Origin of the sequence: Paenibacillus sepulcri, from assembly GCF_042647105.1 — a bacterium.
Lineage (GTDB): Bacteria > Bacillota > Bacilli > Paenibacillales > Paenibacillaceae > Paenibacillus_Z > Paenibacillus_Z sepulcri.
On sequence record NZ_JBHRUP010000001.1, the window covers coordinates 1875639 to 1896626 of the forward strand.

Below are 20988 nucleotides of genomic sequence, written 5' to 3' on the forward strand. Positions count from 1 at the left end.
CTTAGAGCTGCACCTCCCGTTTGCGCAGAATGAAGGTTTGGATGGCGGTGGTGATCAGAATCAGCGCGAACAAACCAATGGCGAGCGCCGTTCCAAATCCCTGCCGTCCTTCGGCGAATGCGACCTTGTATATAATGTAAGTCATCGTTTCCGATGTAAAGCCGGGTCCTCCGTCCGTCATGACCGCGATTTGGTCAAATACTTTGAGACCGTTAATGAGCGCAAGCGTCATGCAGACGGTGACGGCACCCGCGAGCAGCGGAAAGGTGACATGGCGGAACTGCTGCCATCTGTTTGCTCCGTCAATACGCGACGCTTCTCCCAAATCCTGCGGCACGCCCTGCAGAGCGGCCAGATAAATGATCATATAATAACCGGCACCCTTCCAAACGGTGGCGACAATAATCGAAATCATCGTGTAGCGCTGATCGCCGAGCCAATCGATTGCCCATGATTCAAGCCCGAGCTTCGTCAGAATCTGGTTGATGGCACCGAAGTTGAAATTATAAAGGATGGTCCAAATAAAGCCCATCACGATCCCGCTGATCAGCACAGGCAAATAAAATACGCTGCGAAAGAAATTTTTGAACCACCGCACCTGATCGACCAGAACAGCCAGGACAAGCGCGACGATATTCTCCAGAATCATCAGGCTTACAGTCAGAATTATCGTATTTTTAAATGCATTATGAACCCTGTCGCTATCGATCATTTCCTTATAATTCGCAGCGCCGATAAAATTCATCGTTGCCGGATTGACACCGTCAAAATTCGTAAAGCTGTAATAGATGCTGCTGATGGCCGGTGCGACGATAAATCCGGTGAACAGCAGGAAGGCCGGCAGCAGGAACAGGTAATAATGAAGGTCGAAGCGGGCTTTCCTATTGCTCTTCACGGCTGGTTGCCCCCTCGGTAATCGCTTTGTTTGCAGTTTGGTTTCCCATCGCACTATTCTCCCCTGGATCAAGCCCCTCCTCTTTCAAATAAAGAAGGGGCCTTATGAATCCGGTTCTTTTTTTAGGTTTGATTTTTCGCTTTCACTTCTTTATCCCACTCTTCGTCCGCCATTTTCATCGCGTCCTCGACGGATGGCTTGCCGGTCGATACCCACTGCTGCGCGAGCTTGTAGAACCAGTCGCGGAACTGCGGCGGGATTTGGTTCTCTCCCCAGAAGCCGTTAATCGTCGCCGATTTCTTGACATTGGGGTCAGCCATAAGATCGATGACCTTTTGCAGCTGCGGAGAGGCCTCGTAGGTTACTTTTTCTTTTGTGGATGGAATGGCGTTGGCGCTTTTCAGGTAATTGCCGTATTGCTCAGGCGAGAAGAAGAATTTTACAAATTCCGAGAAAGCAGCCGCTTTATCCGGGTCCTTCGCCGCTTCCGCCGACAGCGACAAGCCTTGCGGGGACAACAAGCCGTTCACAATAAGGTTTCCTTCGCGGTCAGGCAGCGGGAAGAAGTCGAATTCGAAGCTCGGATCCGCTTCTGCAATGGTGGGGAACATCCAGGGTCCGGAGTACAGCATGGCCGCTTTACCGGATGTGAGCAGAGAAGCCGTCTGGTTGTCGGCTGTGCTGAGCCAGCCTTTATCCACAAAGCCTTTATCGAACAGCTCCGTGAAATCCTTCATGGCGCTGACAACATTGGCGTCCGTGAAGGACACTTTGCCGGCAGAACGCTGTGCGTTCCAGTCCGGGTTCTGGATAAACACTTGATCCATCAGGTATTTATTGACCCAGAATCCCATATGCCAGACATCCTTGCCGCCGATGACGATTGGCGATACGCCCAGATCCTTGATTTTCTGAGTGTCGGCCAGGAATTCATCATACGTCTTCGGTTCTGCCGTAATGCCTGCCTTCTCGAACAAGGCTTTGCTGTAGATGATGCCGTTCGGCGCTACGCTGGTGAATGGAAGCACGTAATATTTGTCATTCACCTTCGGGGCATTATCAATCAGCTCCACCAGGTCGCTTGGCAGCTCTGCCAGCTTGCCGGCGTCCGCATAGATTTGCGTGTCGCGCATCTCCAGAAAATCCGGAAATTCGCCGACGGCGTCCTTGGTCTTCAGAAAGTCGGCATAGGGGCCAGAGCCGGAGGGCTCCTGGTTGATGGTGATGTTTGGATGCGTTTTTGTAAATGCGTTAACCGCATCGGAAATCGCCTGTTTCGTAGCGGGATCGCCTCCGGCGTATACGAAATTCATCGTCACTTTCTTATCGGCCTGCTCATTTCCCGCAGCGGGCTGATTCGCGTTTGACGCCTCATTGCCAGAAGTGCCGCCATTGTTCCCGCTGCTTCCGCAAGCGCTCAGGATCAGCGAACAGCTGGCCACAACGGCCAGAAGCAAGCAGGTGAATTTTTTTCTCATTTCTTTAAAAGCCTCCCTTTTATCACATATGCAAGAATTCATGCGGTTTGCCGATGCGCGCTGTCGGCAAGGACATCCTTGTTGCTTCTTAAAAGTACCATACACGGCAAAGCGCTTAAATGCGGTTTTTCGAGAGCGGTATGCAGTTTCTTTTGGAACATTTATTGGCAGACTGAAACGAACATGCCAAAAACCCCCTCGGGCGAGGGGGCCGCAGCTGATTGCCTGCTGTCCTGCAGTTTCATAACGCCCGCCTCTTCCGGGCGTTCGTCTCTGGCGGGCATGACGGGGGCCGCTTAAGCATGCACAGCAGTCGAATGGCGTTACCGGTACTCGTTCGGCAGCTTGCCGTAATGCTTTTTGAACATATCGCTGAACTGCCTGGCATTGTTGTAGCCGACGCGCTCCGCAACCTCATAAACCATACTGTCGGTTTGCAGAAGCATGCGAAGCGCATGCTGCATCCGGATTTCCGTCACATACTGCTTGAAATTCTGGCCGGTATGCTTCTTGAAAAAGCTGCTGAAATAGGATGCGTTCATATATACGAGCGCCGCCATCCTCTCCAGGTTAATCTCCTCGGCGTAATGCGAGGCAATATATTCCCTCACCTGCTTCAGCTGCGCCGCCTCCTTCCCGACGGACTTGCCGGAATGGGTTCCCTGAAGACGTTCGAGCTCCAGCCGCACGAAGTTGCCGAGCTCATCCAGCGTCTCGAAGCCCCGCAGCTTTGGGGCAAGCACGCTCTCATCTCTTGCCTCGGAGATTTTGCCCAGACGGAACGCTTCCCGGTAGCATGAAATCAGAGTCGTCAATCCAAGCTGCACCGCATATTCCCGGTTGCCCCAGGAGAAGGAGCGGACCGCCTGCAGCCAGCCTGCGAGCAGCAGCTCCCTGTCCTCCGCCCGGTCGGCTCCCATCGCCTTGACGAGCTCGGACTCGAGCTCCTCCGGAGTGCGCATCGCCCGCGGAGGCGCCGCAGGCAGCGCGGCATCGGCAAACACCCGGTTGCCGCCGACGAAAAATTGGAATGCGGCCGCATCTTCCGCCCGCTTATAGGTTTCTCCGAGCCGGTCCAGAGAATCCGGCCCCGCAGTGCCTACGGCAGCATGGACTTTCAGGAAGCGGTTCAATCTCTCCAGCATACGCCGTGCCGCTGTCTCAGCCTCCTGAGGGCTGAACGCGACAATCGCATAGACGCATTCCCGTTTCGGCACTACCCAGCCCACGCCGATTTCCCGGACCGTATCCTCCATAACATTCTGCGCTGCGAACTGCAGCAGCTTCCATTCTCCTTCGGCCCAGCGGCCCGATGTCTCGGGGCTTTCATCCGGCTTTACGAGGATAACCGAGATGCACTTCCCGGGATGCTTCCCGGCGAGTTCCCGGGCTGTTTCAGCCAGATCGCCGAGCCGCTCCCGGTCGGTCAGCCGTTCGAACAATTCACCGATACGCTGCTGCTGCTGCTGCTGCTCGAACACCTGCAGCCGGCTTTGCGCCGTCACCTGTACGGTTGACTCGCGAATAAGCGCCGCCGTCCGCATAACAACCTCCTCGAGCTTGGCTCTGTCGACCGGTTTAACCAGATAATCAACGGCGCCGTACGATACAGCATCCTTGGCATACGAGAATTCCTGATAAGCGCTGACGAAGATAACCTTGGTCGGCAGTCCGCGGGACTGGATTTCCTTCAGTACGTCAATGCCGGTCATGCCCGGCATCGATATATCGGCAATAACAAGACTGGGCAGGCTCCGTTCGATCGAGCTCAGCAGCTCCTTGCCGTTATAAGCCTCCCCGATGATTGTAAAGCCGAGCGATTCCCAGTCAATCAGCTTGGCCAGCCCGCGGATAATGTACGGCTCGTCATCAGCCAGCAGAACGTTTAGCATGGTCGGTCTCCTCCTTCACAAGCGGTATGCTGAAGCGGACGGATGTGCCTACATAGGGAATGCTGTTGATCGCAAGGCCGTAAGCGTGGCCAAACAGGGAAGAGAGACGGTCATGGACGTTTTTGAGTCCTACATGAAGCCGTTCGCTGTCCATGGGCAAGCCCTTCAGATAGCTCGACAACTGATGCAGCTTGCTCTCCTCCATTCCAATACCGTCGTCAATGACGGTTACCGTGAGACGATTCTGGTCCGTTCGCACAATATTCACGCGGATCTTCCCCCATCCGCCATTTGGCAGGATGCCATGCTGCACCGCGTTTTCGATCAGAGGCTGAATGGACAGCTTCAGCATCGGCGAGCTTAAAGGAATATCTTCATCCATGTTAATTTCGAGCTGAATCGTGTCATCGAAGCGGATCCGGATAAGACGGAAATAATTCTGGACATGATCCATCTCCTGCGCAAGCGTCACCAGATCCTCTCCGTAATCGAGGACATACTTGAGCTGATTGGAGAGGGAATGGATCATATCGGCCACTCTCATATTGTCGCTCGTCACTGCGCACATCCGGATCACTTCCAGCGTGTTGTACAAATAATGGGGCCGGATCTGGCTTTTCAGCGCATTCAGCTCCGACTGCCTGTTGCGGATTTCCGCCAGATACGCCTCTTTGATAAACTGTTCGAGCTGTTTGGCCATCCGGTTGAAGCCATGGGCGAGCTGGCCGATTTCATCCTCCGACTTGACCGGCACCTGAATATTCAAATTTCCCGACTCCATCTTGGTCATCTGACGGATGACGTTGAGAATCGGCTTGGTGAACCGCCGCGAGAAAACGATTGCAAGAGCCACAAGCAGAACAATGCAGCCGCCCAAGGCGAAGACGAGTGCATCCTGGAATTGAGACAACCGGTTGTTCATTTCCTGCTTGGAGAAGCGCCCCTTAAGCATGAGGCCGATGCTGGAGATGGGCTGATCGTAGGCGATCGTCATAGCGGGATCACCTTCCTCCGCCCGCGGATCGGCGGGCCTGCCGATATCCTGGCCGTGATTTTCGTATACGACGGTGCCGCTCGACGTCTCGATCCGGATGATATCCTCGTCATTCAAATTGATGTCCGCAAGCAGATTGACGAACACATTCAAATCCACATCGAAATACAGCGTGCCGAGCACATGCGGATGGCCTTCCAGCGTTGTGCTCTTGTCGATCAGATTACGCGCGAACGTGACAACCTGCCGTTTGGAGCCGAAATAGTACTGCTCCGGATGAGTCGAGAAGAAGCTCAGCCCTTTCAAATTGGTTTTGGCTTCTTCCCCCCAATTGAGACTGCGGAATTCAGATTCCTCAAACAGCTTGGACTGCCTGCTTTGTGTATAGATCAAGTCCCTGCCTCCATCGATAAACAGGGCGTTCTGAATATACCGGTCGGAGCTGATGATTGTTTTCAGAAAATCGTCCATAACGGTGTTTCGCTGCGCATCCGCTGTTACACCTGTCGCATTCAGCACATCGTACAGCTGATTGTACCGGTCCGGGTTCGTATACATCAGCTTGGACAGGTTATCGTATTCATCGATCACCTGGTTTGAATTTTTGGACAAGTAAAGCATCATCTGCTCCAGATTGCTTGTGTTGTAACGCTCCGCCTGGGTGGAGAATGAATCCAGCAACCAATAGCCAAGCGATGCGATCGGGATGGGCCCGACCAGAATAAAAGCGAGACTGAATTTGATAAAAATGCTGCGCCGTATCGAAAGACGCCAACCTGCATGCATCTATAGCTGCCTCCTTCCCCCCGGTAATCAATAAGAAAACGATATCATTCTCAAAATTTTTCTATAGTGTACCAGAGTTGCCGGGGTTTCGGCTATATGTCCGGAAACAGTTGCTGAACAGGCAGTGGAAAGAGTGGCTGTATCCGGCCCATGCATATGCTCAAGAAGAAACCGGTATTTTCGTCCTTTGGAGGTACAGCAAACCCCTTTTCGATTACATATAATATAATTATTGTTAAATATTAACTTGTTTTGCATTTTAAAATAAAATCCCACCAATCAGCGCGATCGGCGGGACAGGAATTGCGAATAAGGTCTTTCCATTTCATCTGGAGCGGATAATCCGTTTCTCCCTGGCAGCCGCAAGCCAGCTTGGAAATTCATTCAAAAGCTGCTCATACAGCATCTCGTCAGATATCGCAGCGATATCGTCCAAATGGAAGAAGCTCGCGTTGTCCACGACTCTCCCTTCCATTGTATCGAGCTGCTTCAGCACCTCAAAGTCCGATTGGCCGATGCCGACGAACTGCCAGAAAATCGGCTGCACCGAAGCTGCGTTAATGACTTTCCTGGTGGGCTTCACAACACCGCCATCGTTAATGAATATGATGAATACAGGGGTCCCGTCATCCTCTTCCACCGTATATTTGCGTATGACATCCTCCATAACCGGCGGCTCATTATTGCGGCCAAACTTATGGATGGCCGTATTATCCAGAATCTGTTTTTGCACATAATCGCCAAAATCACTTTCTGTCACCGAAGGCAAGCGGCTAAAATGCGTATCATATACCCAAACATCAAGCGCTGCATTATCATCAAATTTGCAGGCAACCGCCAAGATGCGCTCAACCACTTCCTGCACGGTCCCATTTTTATATAAAGCCTGCATGGAGCCCGTGATGTCGAGCACAATTCCCACTCTGGCCACGACATGAACCAGCTTCTTCTTCTCCAGAATGATCTGAACCTGCTTTTTGCGGAGATCAATCGGCTTCATTACCGCCTCTTCTGCCGCAGCCGCAGCCTCGGAGACCGCAGGCTCGATCTCAAGGCCGAAATTCGTACATAACGCTGCAAGTCCCCCGTAGAATCCGCTGCCAATGGCATTAAACTTCCATTCCCCATTATTCCGGTACAATTCCCCGACGACAACAGCCGTTTCCCTGGTATACTCAGCGCCGTAATCAAACCGCAGCAGCTCTTCTCCCGTGCTTTCATCCACGAGCCGGACATACAAGCCCGATACCTCCTGCATAAAATGACCCTGCCGCTCACCCTCATGAATCGTGACGGTAAACGCAATTTTCGCTGTTTGCGCCGTGATGCGGGCCAGAGATAGGGTAATGGATTCCTTGTCTGCCGCATCCATCGCTGCATGCGAAACAGCTCCGTTCCCGGCAGCCGGATTGCCATAAAAGATGAAATCCTCATCCCTCTCACAGCGGCTGCGGTCCGAAAGCAGAAAAGCGGCAGCATCTATGCTCATTGATGCTTGGCTTGTTGACCAGCCGAAACGCAGGCTGATTGCGGCAAGCTCCCGTCCCTTTGTAACGTCTGCCTTTTGTCCCTTCGATAACAGCATGCTGACAGCCCCTTCCTGAATACGATAATTGCACTTTGAGAAACGCTGTCCAATCCTGTATGATTAAGGAAAATCTGCTCTTATTATAGCTGATTTTGGCGCGCGAATATATGCGATGCTGTCGCCCGGCGGCTGGCTTTGTTTCGGATACAGCCTTTTTTATTTGGGCAAACGATGATATGATTTTAACTAACTATTGACTACTTGTTCGAATGCAGGAGGAGACACGGATGGAGTTTATCAGTACAAGAGGAAATGTGGGCAAAATAGGGTTTATCGATGCGTTTATGATGGGGCTCGGCGATGACGGCGGCCTTCTGGTGCCGCATGAAATACCGGTCGTATCGGCGGAAACATTGAAGAAATGGCAGGAGCTCAGCTATCAGGAGCTGGTGCTGGAAATATTCGCGCTTTACACGAACGGGGAAATTCCCGGGCAGGACTTGAAGGAGCTTGTCCATGCCAGCTATGAGACATTCCGTGATCCGGAAGTAACGCCGGTACGCAAGCTCAAGGATGATTTGTACCTGCTGGAGCTGTTCCACGGTCCGACCTTTGCTTTCAAGGATATCGCCCTGCAGTTCATGGGCCAACTATACACGTATGTTGCAGCGAAGCAGAACAAGAAGATTCACATTCTTGGCGCGACCTCGGGCGATACCGGAGCGTCAGCTATCGAAGGCGTGAAGGGCAAGGAAGGAATCAAAATTTGCATTCTCCATCCGCACGGCAAAGTCAGCAAGGTGCAGGAATTGCAAATGACGACGGTATTGGATGACAATGTGCTGAATTTGTCGGTCGACGGCAATTTCGACGACTGCCAGCGGATGATCAAGGAGTTGTTCGCCGATCTGGACTTCAAGGCCGCCCATCACCTTGCCGCGATCAATTCGATTAATTTCGTGCGGATCATGGCACAGACCGTCTACTACTTCTACGCTTACTTCCAGGTAGCGAAGCAAACGGGCGCGAAGCAGGTCAGCTTCAGCGTTCCAACCGGCAACTTCGGCGATATCTTTGCGGGATATTTGGCGAAACGGATGGGCCTGCCGGTAGGCAAGCTGATTCTGGCGACGAACGAAAATAATATCCTGGAGCGGTTTGTGCTGGAGGGCGTGTACAAACCGGGAGATTTCCGGGCGACATACAGCCCGTCGATGGATATCCAGGTCGCAAGCAACTTTGAACGCTACCTGTATTATGTGCTTGACCAAGATGCGGCGCAAATCCGCCGGCTGATGGATCAGTTCAAGACTGATGGCGAAATCGTCATCACCGGCGAAGCGCTAGCCAAGGTACAGGCGGAATTCGGCGCGCATGGCGTACAGGGGCAGGAATGCCTGAATACGATCAAGCAGTATAAAGAGGCTGCCGGTTATCTGCTCGATCCTCATTCCGCCTGCGGCGTTGCGGCAGCGGACAAATATAACGGGGAACCGGACCAAATCATCATTTCGCTGGCAACCGCACATCCGGCGAAGTTTAATGAAGCGATTGAACTGACCGGGATCGAGCAGCAGTTCCCGGAGCAGATCGCGGCGCTCTTCGAGAAGCCGCAGCGTCAGACCCGCGTAGACGGCTCGCTGCAAGCGGTTGTCCGCGAGCTGGAAGCTTTCTATACAGGCTGAAAAAGAAGCGGCTGAAGCCGTCCTCTGGCGGCAGAGCATAATGACATTTTAATGGACCTGAAAGGGGCTGCGGCAGAAGGGAATTCCTTCTGCCGCAGCCCCTTTATTCTGGATAAACCGGATCTTGTAATAGATTAGTCAGGGTTTTGGTTCCTTGCCGTAACGGATGAATACATAGACGCCAACCAGAATGAACAGCCCGGCAATCACCTGGAGAGGCGTCAGAAATTCATCAAGCAGCAGCCAGGCCAGAATGGAGGCTCCAACCGGCTCCCCCAGAACCGCCATCGATACGGCAGCCGCGTTCATATACTTCAGCAGCCAGTTGAACAAATAATGGCCGAACAGCGTCGGAACCAGGGCCATCAGCAGAAAAAGTCCCCACTCCTTTTGCGGGTACCCCCAGAATGGAAAATGATGAAATCCGTTATAGACGGCAAGCGAGCTGGCCGCGAATGCAAACACCCAAAAATTGTAAACATAAGCGCTGATATGTTCCCGCAGGACCTTGCCCAAGAGCATATGAATGGAGACTGCAAGGACGCTGAGAAAAGAAAGAAGATCTCCATACAAGGCTGATCCGGATAAACGAAAATCGCCGACACTTATGGCGAATGAGCCGACAAGAGCGATCCCCATGCCAATCAGCATCACCCGGTTCGCACGTACCCGAAAAAAATAAAAGGCCCCCAGCATGACCACAATGGGCTCGAGTGTCAGGAAAATCGTGGAACTGGCAACGGTCGTATATTGGAGAGATCCCATCCACCATAAAAAGTGCAGCCCCAGCGCAGCCCCCGATACCAGAAGCAGCCCCCACTGCCGGAGAGTAAGCCGGGCAATTTCCCCTCGATATTTCCAAATTAATGGGAGAAGAATCAGATTCGTCAGAAACAGCCGGTACATCGCTATGACAGAAGCCTCTGCCTGCGACCATTTAATAAAAATAGCGGAGAAAGAAATGGCAACAATACCTAGTACATAAAGAAAATCAACTGCGTATGCGTTTTTCCTCAAGGGGTTCAATTTCAAATTCCTTTCTCTAAAACCTGTAAATAGACTGGCACAGCAAGGCACAAACCTATTAATTCGCTAAAAGAGATGTGAAACCCTTGTTTTAAAAATAACTTAAACAGCGTTAAAGCGGCTGGCCGGCGCCAGTCGCTTTAACGCTGTTTCTGTCATGAACTACTTGATTGTAATCGCCGTAATGCTTCCGTTGGTTTTAAAGTCTTCCGTATAGGATATCGTGGCTGTCGCCGTGACTATACCGCCCGCTCCCTTGACAGTAATGACAGGATTTGAAGAGTAGCCCGCTCCCGCATTCGTGATCTTCACGCCTGTCACAACTCCATTGGTAATGATTGCGGTGGCTGCCGCCTGCGTTCTTGTCCAGACTTCGCCTTTGCTGCCGTTATAGCGATAGTAGTTGGACACCTCGTCCAGACGCTCATTGGTGATTCCATAGGAGCCAAGAACCTTAAGGAGAGCCGCTTTGTTTTGCTGGGCTTCTTCAGCAGTTGGTCCGCCGCTGCCCGCCCCTGCCGGCGTCACTCCACTGAAGGCTTCCCGAAAAACTTCAGTAGGGACCCCAAGCGCCGCCGCTATGAGCACAACCGGTCTGCCATGATCCACAGGGTCGGTGTCAAAACCGCCTGAGATAACTACGGATGTATCTCCATTTTCAGCCGTGGTGCCATTGGCTGTGCCCGCTGATGTTTCGGTGTCGGTGTCAGCAGCGTGTGGTGCTTTTACCCCTCCGGCAGGCGGCACAGATGCTTTTACGCCTTTGGCAGGTCTAGAGGGCGGACCGCCTTTTGCATCGCATACCCTTTTATCTGCTTCGTTCCCGGTGTTGACGTTCCCTGCGGGAGCCGCCTTGGCTGCAGAAACAATTATGGCAGTGCTTGAGCTGACAACCAGAAGAATACCCAGTGCAACGATCATCTGTTTTGTCTTCATTGTATAATCTCCTCTCGAATGTTGGTTCACTATCAATTTAATACAGGCATGTGTCAGCAATAAGTCCTGATTGCGAGAAGAAACGGCTGTCGCCGTCCTGCCAGCCGATAATTTCGTTATCTTGCTGTTCTATTCCAAAAGACGTACAAACGCCCGTTCCCGGGGTTATACTATTCGTAGAGGTGGTGAGTCATAATGACCAATAATAATAGACAGGCGACTGAGAAGCTGTCCCGCCGTCCGGATGATGACGCCAGCCTGTCATCCCCGGAAACAATTACCGATGAGAAATGGCAGGCGATCATCAACAATGACGCTTCTTACGACGGCCAATTTTTTTATGCGGTCAAGACCACGGGTATATTTTGCCGGCCCTCCTGCAAATCCAGACCGCCAAACAAAGAAAATATCGGTTTATTCCAAACCGCCGAGCAGGCGTTATCCGGGAAATTCCGGCCCTGCAAAAGATGCAGGCCTACCGGACAGCGATTGCCGGATGATGAATGGATATCGGTTGTGACCGATTATATCGACCGGAATTACATGGAAAATTTGACACTGGACGTTCTCGCAGCGATCAGTCACGGCACTCCTTATCATCTTCACCGGACGTTCAGGAAAGTCACGGGCATGACACCGGTGGATTACATCCAGCATAAACGGATCGAGCAGGCCAAGGAACAGCTCTGTACGACGACAAAGGCCATTGCCGATATCGGTCTTGGCGTCGGCTTGAGCAATACGTCTTATTTTATAACCCTGTTCAAAAAGAAAACCGGCTTCACGCCGGCAGGCTATCGTCAAACCATGAAGGAGGCTATTGGAAATGGAAAACAAAACTAAAACCGCGGTTTATTGGACACTCTTAATTCATGAGGATTGGAGCCTGCATATCGCAGCAACTTCGGAAGGGCTTTGTTTTGTGGGCTCGCAAAACCATCCCCTCGAGGAATTGTCCGATTGGGCAAAAGCCCGCATACCGGGCAGCGAGCTCATTCGCGATGATGAAAGGCTGCTGCCCTATGCGGCTGAGCTGATCGAATATCTGCAGGGGACGCGCACAAGCTTCACAGCTCCCTTTGATTTTCCGGGAACGCCATTTCAATTAGCGGTTTGGAACGCCCTTCGCAGCATTCCTTACGGACAAACCAGATCCTATTCGGATATCGCCGATCAAATCGAAAGACCCGCAGCCGTGCGTGCGGTCGGAGCCGCCATTGGCGCGAATCCCGTTCTGATTACAGTGCCCTGCCATCGAGTAATCGGCAAGGGGGGAGCTTTGACCGGCTACCGCGGAGGGCTGGACATGAAAACAAGGCTGCTGCAATTGGAGCAGGATGGCGCGCTCGCTGATGGAGAAGCACGGCATGCATGACCGCCTCAGGGAACGGATAACCGGTCTGGATTGGGTCTCTCTTCACCGGTCGTTGGATGAACACGGGTACGCGAAGCTTCCTTCCATGCTGACTAAAGCGGCATGCACAGAAATCATCGGCACTTATGGGGAAGACAATCTCTTCCGCAGCACCATTGATATGGCCAGATACCGGTTCGGAATGGGGGAGTACAAATATTATGCCGCTCCCCTTCCGGACTTGCTGCAGCAGCTGCGCGAAGCCCTTTACCCGGAGCTGGCAGCAGCAGCCAACCGCTGGCTTGAACAGCTGGGACATGCTGCCGCATACCCCGGTGAGCTGGCGGAATTTCTCGATCAATGCCATCGGGAGGAGCAGATGCGCTCTACACCATTGATTCTCCGGTACGAGGCCGGGGGCTACAACTGCCTGCATCAGGATTTATACGGAAAGGTGTTCTTTCCCTTTCAGGTCGTATTCGCTCTCAACCAGCGGGAAACGGATTACACGGGCGGAGAGTTTCTGCTGGTGGAGCAGCGGCCGCGGGCGCAGAGCAGAGGACATGTCATCACGCTGGAGCAAGGAGAGGGTCTTATTTTCCCGACTAATCACCGGCCGGTTTCGGGAACGCGCGGTTATTATAAAACCACGCTGCGGCATGGCGTCAGCACGGTGGCCACGGGAACCCGATACAGTCTGGGGATTATTTTTCACGATGCGAAATAGGAATTGTCCAGGATGCGCTGCCCCATATGGAAAAATGCAAGAAGAAATGGCTGTCGCCGTCCTTTAGCGCAGCAAGTTTCTTCCCTTAGACCTTATAGGCATGTACAGGAGTGAAACTTATACTTGCTATAAGGTAAAAAAAACAACCCTCCTGCTGGCCAAAGCCGCTCAGGAGGGTTGTTTCTATTATCTTGGCTATTTCTTGTCAATCATGCGCATCAGCACGCTGACGGCTTCGGCTCTTGTCGCCGTGTCGCCAGGATTGAAGCTGCCGTTATATCCGGTAATGACGCCAAGCTCGACGGCCTTCCCGATATAGGGCTTGGACCACTGGGGAATATCCGATTCGTCCGTGAACGAAGCAGCTCCCGTGCTGTCTCCGCTCTCCTGATAGGCCCTCATAAGCATGACCGTCATCTCGGTACGGTTGATGATCTGGTTCGGGCGAATGGTGCCGTCTGTGTATCCGGTCAGAATACCCGCCGTCACTGCCGCATTCAGACTCGCTTTCGCCCATGCGGGAACATCGTCATTATCCGTAAAGCCAGGACTTCCGGAAGCATCGCCCAGACCAAGCGCGCGTACGAGCATGGCGGCAAACTGCGCCCTGGTTACCTGTTCATCCGGTCTCATGCTTCCATCGCCGTAGCCTGTCAATATACCTTTGTCTACAGCAGCCTTCATCGCCTGCTCCGCCCAATGATTACGCAGATCCGGCCATACTGTGCCCGTACCGGCCGGTTTCTCCGGCACGGAAGGCCCATCTGCCGGAGCTTCGGCTTTCACCAGATGCACCGCGAATTTGCCCAATTCGGCTGCGGCTACCGAGATAACCCCGTCATGCGCTTCACCGCCGAGCTCGATCCACTTTTTCTTCGCCTCGTCATAACGGAATACCGAGGCCCTGCCTTCATCCGCTTGAGTGACGTCATAAGCGAAGGTAAGTGTCAGCGGCTTGAGCAATTTTTGCGCGGTATCCTTCTTGATCAGGTAAACCGGACTCAGCGCAAGGAATGGAGCACGGTTCGTTTCGCTTGCCAGCTTCTCCAGCGTCACCTTCGTCCCCGCATTTTCCGCCGGAATGTCTACTGACAGCTCTTCCGCCAGTTTTACTGTAGTCGAGCCCGGTTGAGCAGCGGGCTGGTACGGAAAATAACCTGAACCCGGATTCGTATCCGGATCTGTATCCGGATCCGTATCTGGATCGGTACCCGGGTTTGTACCAGGATTGCCGGCAGCGTTCCGGTTCACCGCGATCGTGTAGGTTCTGCTTTCCTGAACGTTCGCAGCTTCCACCCGTATTCCGATAATATTGGCTCCCTGACTTAATTCGACCGGTTCGCTCGGTTGACCGCTTGGGACAACCTTGGCAGGAGCGCTGCCGGAACTGATCGAGATCACCGCACCCGGATCGAACGCATAAGGAGTGAAGCTTACCGCTCCCGTCTCGTTCTCAACGTTGACGGCATATTGAAATCCGTCCGCCGAGAATACAGGTGACAAGCTTCCGCCGGAAATTTCCAATGCGCTCAGACCGAATTTCTTGACGATATGAATCGTATAGGTCGTAGATGCCAGCCCATCCTCGGAAACAGTGCGGACGATCAGATCCATTCCGCTCTGGACCGCGAACAATCGGCTTGGCATTCCGCTTGCCACGGCGACGGCTTCTCCGTCACCCGCCTGGACGGTAATCTTCGTGTGGAGATCAGGCGATACCGGCGTAACGCTTATTTGACCGGCTTCATTCGGAATTAACGCCGTATAATCGATCTGCTCTGCCGAGAAAGCCGGGTAAAGCTGCCCGGAGGACAAGGTCAGTCCCGAAAGCTGCGAGCTCGTGCCTTGAGCCCGTACTGTCACAACGGCAGAAGCCGCATTTCCATTGACATTGACCGCCTTAATGCTGGCCGTTCCCGCGCTTACGGCGGTTACTTGTCCTGTCTGGTCCACCGTCGCCACCGCTTCATTGTCCGACGACCAGATCACGGTCTTGTCGATGGCATTGGTCGGCTTCACGATGGCTGAGAGCATGCCGGGAGCTCCGCCAACTACGAGATCAAGCGCGGGCTGATCCAGCTCGATACCGTCAGCCGGCATTTTGTACACAATGCGCAGATAAGGTCTCAGCTCCGCATCGCTGTACTCTGAGGAACGGAACTGCATGGCTCCAACCATGCTGCCTTCGGGAGCCGTATAGTCCTTAGACTTGAGCAGGATGCCGTTGTTGCCGGCCGGATTCGCGATCCAGTCGTTCACCAGTGCCGTAATCGGCAGGGAATACCATTGATTGAGCGTGGATACAACGGTTTGCGCAGCGGCAGAGCCGTTGTCGTACGTATTCGTGCCCTGTGTAATAAAATTGTTCCATGTCACTTCATTGCCGCTTGCCGGTGAGCCGTCGTTCGTGCCGGGCGCTCCTCCTGCTCCCTCAACCCATGGAGCGGTTGCCGGATGCACATAAAGGGTTTTTGGATCTGTGACCGAGGATCCCGTACGCGTGCCGTAATAGTACAGATTCAAGGTTGCTTCCGTGACGATCGCGCCCGCTGGAACGGGCAAATTATCAAAACGGACAAGTCCGTATTTGCGGTCGGCCACGTTCTGATTATAGTAGCCTATCTCATATTTGTCCTGCGCGCCGAGGTTGTAATTAAAGTATTGGTTCCCTTGGCCTCCGACCCCTTCGGACAGCTGGGTATCGGCCGTTCCCGCATAGCCGGCATAGCCTTCCTGAACGATAATAGCGGGCTTGGCGATAGTGATTTCATAAGTTTGCTTCAACAAGCCGTCTTTCGATGTTACGGTAATTTCAATCCGGTTGTCTCCTGCAGCCAATGGAAGCGGCGCGCTCGGCGTCCCGCTGGTCACCTCTGCGGGTTCGCTTCCGTTGATCGCCACTGTAATCTTCGCCAGCTCATCCTCAGCGGACGGCGTGATGGTTATTTCATTGACTTTGTCCGGAACAGCCGCGGCGTAGCGAAGCACGGAAGGCTGGAATGACTCCGTCAGTTCACCTTGACTGAAGGACAAGCCGCCGAGATTCGCACTGTTGACTGAACTTTCCACCGTAATGTCGGCCGTTGCGGTATGTCCGCCATCCGCCGTCGTCACGGTAATATGCGCGATGCCCTTGCTGATGGCCGTTACGGTTCCGTCTGACGCGACACGTGCCACCGCTTCGTTATCCGAGGACCAGATCACATTGCGGTTGAATGCCGTCTCCGGCAGGACATGAGCCGCGAGCGTCTGCTGCTCTCCCGCCAGCATGGTGAGCGACGCAGATGAAAGCTCAACCGACAGTGCGGGAATAACGTAGGTAATCGTCAGCTTCGGATGCCAGCTCTGCCACGCATTTTCCGAGGAGGCAAAATATTTTACCGGCTGCTCCGGAGCCGTGTCGCTGCCTTTGAGCAGCAGGCCGTAATTGCTGGTCCTGTCGCTCAGCCAGCCGGCGGCCAGCTTGCTCACATCGAATGAATACCATTCCAGATCGGTCATTCCTACAACCTTGGAAGCGACAGCTGACGAATCAAACGCAGGCTTGTTGTTCCAATTGACGCCCGGCGCGTTTGCAGTGCCGTTTTCTCCCGTTCCGCTTCCTTCCTCCCATGGCGCGTTCACCTTATGAACGGAGATCGTTTTGTCCTTCGGAGCGTCTCCATTGCGCAAAAGAAACATATCCAGGCTCGCTCCGGTCACGACGGCATGCTCGGGAATCGGGGACAAATCGAACTTCAGCAGCGCTTCTTTCCCGTCATCCGCGCTGGCCGAATTGTAGCCGACGACAAGCTCGCCGTGGCTGCCCGTATTGGAACCGGCCGCAGACGGCCGTTTAATGATATGCGCATCCGTTGTGCCGCTGTAGCCGTCCAGTCCCTGCTGCAGGGTAATGGTGTTCGTAGTAACAGGCGGCTGCGTTCCTCCGCCAAGCTTGCCGTCCAAATATTTCAGCAGCAGCGCGGTCGTGTCCGTCTGAATCATGTCGACTCCGCGTCCGATCAGCCAAGGGAAGCCGGCGTTCGGATCGCTTAGAAAGGCATAGTCGCCATGACGGCCGACCATACCGGGAACCGAGAAGATCGTATTGACCCAGATTCGGGCGCCCTTGTCGTGCGCGCTCTTCAGAAAATCCGGATCCATGATCGGATGATTATCATTGTCGAAGCTGACCTCGAATGCATGGGTCCTGAAAGGTGTCGTTTCGGGATTTAAAAAATCGTTTACTGTGCTTTGCTCGGAAGTAAGCTGCATAAACAGCGGCTCGGTTGCGGAGCCTTCGAACTGTTTCATAAAGGCAGCCGTCGAAGATTTCGAACCGCTTGTTTTGTAAAGCGCATGGTCCGTCGTATCCGTTCGCTCCAGAATATCCCACATGATGTCCCAGTTGGCATTTTTAATATCCAGATTGACCATGATGTTGCCCTTGGCGAGCGTCATCGCTTCCTCCAGCGTCGGCACTTGCTCGCAGGGACTGGCTACGACGCCCTTGCTGTCCTTCAGGCAAAGCTGTTTGATCTGTGCCAGCGACAAATTACTCACGCTGCCGGTCCCGTTTGTCGTACGATTGACGCTGTCGTCGTGCATCAGCACCGGAACGCCGTCGCTCGTCGTCCGGACGTCCAATTCCACCATGTCCACGCCTTCGTTGATGGATTCCAGGAATGAATTCAGCCCGTTCTCCGGCTTGCCGTTCAGCCAGTTGCCCCGGTGGGCGACAACGAGCACGCGGCCATACGGATTGAGAAATTGGCGGATGACCTCGTCTGCGCGGCCTCCTGTCAGGCGCGGTCTTACCGCAATATGATATTCATGCATCGTTTCGGCAGGCTCGCCGGCCTGAACGGACTGCACCCGCACCGTAATGTCGGCGCTGGCATCAGTCAGCACGACCGGCTTGCTGGCTGTGCCGCTGGCTACAACCTGAGAGCTCCCGCCGCCGGACTCAATCGTAATAACAGCATCCGCTTCCGCCGCTACCGGCGTAATCGTAATATGACGCGCATTGAGCGGAACCTCCGCTTCATAGTCGAAAACCTTCGGCAGGAAGCCCGGATCAAGGTTCGCCCCTTTCAACGTCAATCCCGACAATATGCCGCGCGTATCAATAGCCTCCACGGATACATTCACCTCGGCCGAATACATATGGACACCGTCGGAAACTTCCGCCCGTATGACCGTGTCTCCGTCTCCGACCGGCGTGACCAGCCCGTCAGAATCAACTGTTGCGACGCTCTCGTCATCGGACAGCCATTGCAGCCCGGTTGTCTCCGCATTCAGCGGCCGGATAAAGGAAACCACTTTCACCGGTACCTGACCGACTGTAAGCGCAAGCGCAGCGTCATCGAGCTTGATCCCCTGCAGCGGCAGCGTATAGTTTACTGCCAGCTTTGGTCTGATCGTTGCATTGCTGTTTTGTGCGGAAGCAAAGTCTTTTGTCGACGGAATGGTCGTCGCGTCGCTCGTGCTGTCCTCCGCCTTCAGCAGCATTCCATAATTTGTTTTGCCGCCGTCCTTCCATTCTTTCAACAAATCGGTTATTTCCCATTCATACCACGTATTGTTCACAGACGCGACAAGCTGGGAATCCAGAGCTTCCGTGGCGTAAGCCGGCATGGTATCCCATATGACGCCGGCCGATCCGTCTGTGCCGTCGAAGCCTATTCCCGTGCCTTCGTCCCAATTGCCCAAAGCCTCATAAAGGAACAGCGTCTTGTCAAATCTGGCGTCGGTCCGTCCGCGGGTGCCCGCTAGATTCAATTCCAGCTTCGCCTCCGTGATGTCGGCATCCGCCGGCAGTGAAGAAATATCGAACTGGAACAGGCCAAACTTCCGGTCGGCCATTAACGGGTCGTAATTCCCGACTTCCACCATATTGTGCTGGCCTGTATTCTTGGCCTTATGCTTTCCTTCGCTGAGGTGGACATCCTTCTGACCGCTGTAGCCGCCCACGCCTTGCTGAAGGACAACGGCGGATTTATTAACGGTAATCTTATAAGTCCGGCTTGATTCGCCGTCTGCCGACGTGACCTTGACGGCAATCCCGTTCGCGCCGATTTCCAGATTCAGCGGTGCGCTTGCCGAGCCGCTCGCTACAGGAGCGAAAGCCTCGCCGTTCATCGATACCGCTATTGCCGCCCCGGCATCCGCCGCAGTCGGAGTGACTGCAACCTGACCGTTCGCATCCGGCACATTTGCGGTGTAGTCGGCGGTCTCCGAATCAAATACCGGCGACAGCGTGCCGTCGCTGAGCGACAGTCCCGTCAGCAGGGCATCGGCGCTCCCTTCATCGAACGCGGCGCTGACAGACTGTGGTATGGCTGTAATAAGTAAAGACCCTAACAACAAGGCAGAGAGACTGCCGCTGAATAAACGGTTCAATACCCTGCGTAAGCTTGTTCTCATTATCGATTGCCTCCCGTGTAATGCTTGTTTAATGAACACTGCCGGACATATAAGCCTGACTCAGGCAGGAGAAGCAGATCTCCTCCGTACTCTCGAGCTCTTCCTGAATCGCTGTCAGGGAGTCCCGCCTTGATTGGCTTAAAGCTGTATAATCATCCACAATCAGATTCCCTTCGGAGATGCCGAGTATCGCTTGTTCGCGCCCGGACAATCCGGCCTTCTGCTTCAGCAGCCCGGCGACTGTGCCCCGCAGCACCGGAATTTTTGCCGTTTCGTTCAGGAGCCGCTTCTGAATATCAGGCTCCAGCAGATAACTGACAATCTGCCGTACAATATGTTCCGTATCCGGATTTGACTTCAGCATGACGAATCCGCTCACCTGCGCCGGTGTGGGGCTGCTTCCCTGGATTTGCGGAAAAGGAAGCACGCCGAAGCCAAATGTGCCGCCGATGTACTGCTCAAGCATCGTCCTGCTGTCGGAGGGGGCGAGCAGCATGCCGGCCGTTCCGTCGATGAAGTCGCTTAACGCCATATGATGCTTAAGCGGCGGCATCAGCCTGTAGCTGTATACCAGATCATGCCATAAACGAAAGGCATGGCCCGCCGCATCTGCGGACCCGCTTCCGCCGGAATCAACGGCGCTGCGCAAATACCAGGGAGAATCCTGGTCCGCTACAAGTCCCCAAATATCCGTCACACCGTCGTCATCCACATCCCGTGTCATCTTGAGGCCCATTTTGACCATCTCGTCCCACGTCAGGGATTTGACTCCGGAGGAGATGCCCGAGAATCCGAGCAGATTCTCGTTATAGTACAGCAGAGGGACCACCGCCCCGTAAGGCATGGCCCACAGCTGCCCGCCCACCTCGAAGGTTCCCGTGAAGCCGGGATCAATCGCCCCCTTCTCGTCCTTGGACAGTTGATCGTCAAAGGCAGCCAGCTCTCCCGTTGCGGCAAGCCCCGCAATGCCCGAAGAGCTGCTGATCTCCGCCATATGGGGGGGCATATGCGCGGAGATCGCGGCGAGCAGCTCCTCGTGCAGCTGTTCCTCCGAGCGAAATACGCGCACTTCGATATTGATCCCGGGATGACGGCTTTGAAACTCAGTCAGCAGCGCTCCGACGGGCCTGCTGTAAATCCAGGCGGTCAGCGATACGCTCGTCTGCATTTCATATTGAAGCGGACGGCTGCGGTTCTGGACCTGCAGCCCCCACAGGACGGAGGCACATATGACAAGGCAGACGATGATGACTATCATATTCCGCTGCTTTCCAAGCCTCAT

Annotated in this window: 13 protein-coding genes and 1 pseudogene; 4 read left to right on the top strand and 10 right to left on the bottom strand. The window is 53.9% G+C overall.

Going from position 1 to position 20988, the window contains the following annotated elements; all coding sequences use genetic code 11:
• Window position 1: 1 nt before the first annotated feature.
• The 6 genes and pseudogenes from ACFOLF_RS08285 to ACFOLF_RS08310 all read right to left on the bottom strand — a co-directional run.
• Window positions 2–895 (bottom strand): carbohydrate ABC transporter permease, encoded by an 894-nt coding sequence (locus tag ACFOLF_RS08285; RefSeq protein ID WP_379114006.1) that lies wholly within the window; start codon window positions 893–895, stop codon window positions 2–4.
• A 122-nt stretch (window positions 896–1017) separates the two neighbouring features.
• Window positions 1018–2373: an ABC transporter substrate-binding protein gene (locus ACFOLF_RS08290; protein ID WP_210037965.1), complete on the bottom strand. Its 1356-nt coding sequence runs from the start codon at window positions 2371–2373 to the stop codon at window positions 1018–1020.
• Window positions 2374–2696: 323 nt separating this feature from the next.
• Entirely contained in the window at window positions 2697–4265 is a 1569-nt protein-coding gene (locus ACFOLF_RS08295) for a response regulator transcription factor (RefSeq protein WP_210037966.1), read from the bottom strand.
• Entirely contained in the window at window positions 4243–6045 is a 1803-nt protein-coding gene (locus ACFOLF_RS08300; RefSeq protein ID WP_210037967.1) for a cache domain-containing sensor histidine kinase, read from the bottom strand. The genes ACFOLF_RS08295 and ACFOLF_RS08300 overlap by 23 nt, the downstream gene beginning before the upstream one ends.
• Before the next feature lie 325 nt (window positions 6046–6370).
• Window positions 6371–7045 (bottom strand): vWA domain-containing protein, encoded by a 675-nt coding sequence (locus tag ACFOLF_RS08305; RefSeq protein ID WP_379114112.1) that lies wholly within the window; start codon window positions 7043–7045, stop codon window positions 6371–6373.
• Between the two features lie 69 nt (window positions 7046–7114).
• A pseudogene (locus tag ACFOLF_RS08310) lies at window positions 7115–7630 on the bottom strand (TerD family protein); the annotation flags it as partial.
• A gap of 230 nt (window positions 7631–7860) precedes the next feature.
• Here ACFOLF_RS08310 and thrC point away from each other — a divergent pair.
• Window positions 7861–9258: a threonine synthase gene (gene thrC / locus ACFOLF_RS08315; RefSeq protein ID WP_210037969.1), complete on the top strand. Its 1398-nt coding sequence runs from the start codon at window positions 7861–7863 to the stop codon at window positions 9256–9258.
• Between the two features lie 138 nt (window positions 9259–9396).
• Here thrC and ACFOLF_RS08320 read toward each other — a convergent pair whose 3' ends face one another.
• Window positions 9397–10284 (bottom strand): DMT family transporter, encoded by an 888-nt coding sequence (locus tag ACFOLF_RS08320; RefSeq protein WP_210038093.1) that lies wholly within the window; start codon window positions 10282–10284, stop codon window positions 9397–9399.
• Window positions 10285–10446: 162 nt separating this feature from the next.
• A complete protein-coding gene (locus ACFOLF_RS08325; RefSeq protein ID WP_210037970.1) occupies window positions 10447–11220 on the bottom strand; it encodes a hypothetical protein in 774 nt (257 codons plus the stop codon).
• Window positions 11221–11415: 195 nt separating this feature from the next.
• Here ACFOLF_RS08325 and ACFOLF_RS08330 point away from each other — a divergent pair, with 195 nt between their 5' ends.
• The 3 genes from ACFOLF_RS08330 to ACFOLF_RS08340 are packed head-to-tail and all read left to right on the top strand — an operon-like array spanning window position 11416 to window position 13301.
• Window positions 11416–12063 (top strand): bifunctional transcriptional activator/DNA repair enzyme AdaA, encoded by a 648-nt coding sequence (locus tag ACFOLF_RS08330; protein WP_210037971.1) that lies wholly within the window; start codon window positions 11416–11418, stop codon window positions 12061–12063.
• Window positions 12047–12595: a methylated-DNA--[protein]-cysteine S-methyltransferase gene (locus tag ACFOLF_RS08335; RefSeq protein WP_210037972.1), complete on the top strand. Its 549-nt coding sequence runs from the start codon at window positions 12047–12049 to the stop codon at window positions 12593–12595. The genes ACFOLF_RS08330 and ACFOLF_RS08335 overlap by 17 nt, the downstream gene beginning before the upstream one ends.
• Complete coding sequence (locus ACFOLF_RS08340) at window positions 12588–13301, top strand: 2OG-Fe(II) oxygenase (RefSeq protein ID WP_210038094.1); 714 nt, start codon at window positions 12588–12590, stop codon at window positions 13299–13301. The genes ACFOLF_RS08335 and ACFOLF_RS08340 overlap by 8 nt, the downstream gene beginning before the upstream one ends.
• Window positions 13302–13496: 195 nt before the next feature.
• On the opposite strand, the gene ACFOLF_RS08345 is transcribed toward ACFOLF_RS08340, so the two are convergent.
• The gene (locus ACFOLF_RS08345) at window positions 13497–19706 is read right to left on the bottom strand and encodes a DNRLRE domain-containing protein (RefSeq protein ID WP_210037973.1); all 6210 of its coding nucleotides are present in this window, start codon (window positions 19704–19706) and stop codon (window positions 13497–13499) included.
• A 28-nt stretch (window positions 19707–19734) separates the two neighbouring features.
• The gene (locus tag ACFOLF_RS08350) at window positions 19735–20988 is read right to left on the bottom strand and encodes an extracellular solute-binding protein (RefSeq protein ID WP_210037974.1); all 1254 of its coding nucleotides are present in this window, start codon (window positions 20986–20988) and stop codon (window positions 19735–19737) included.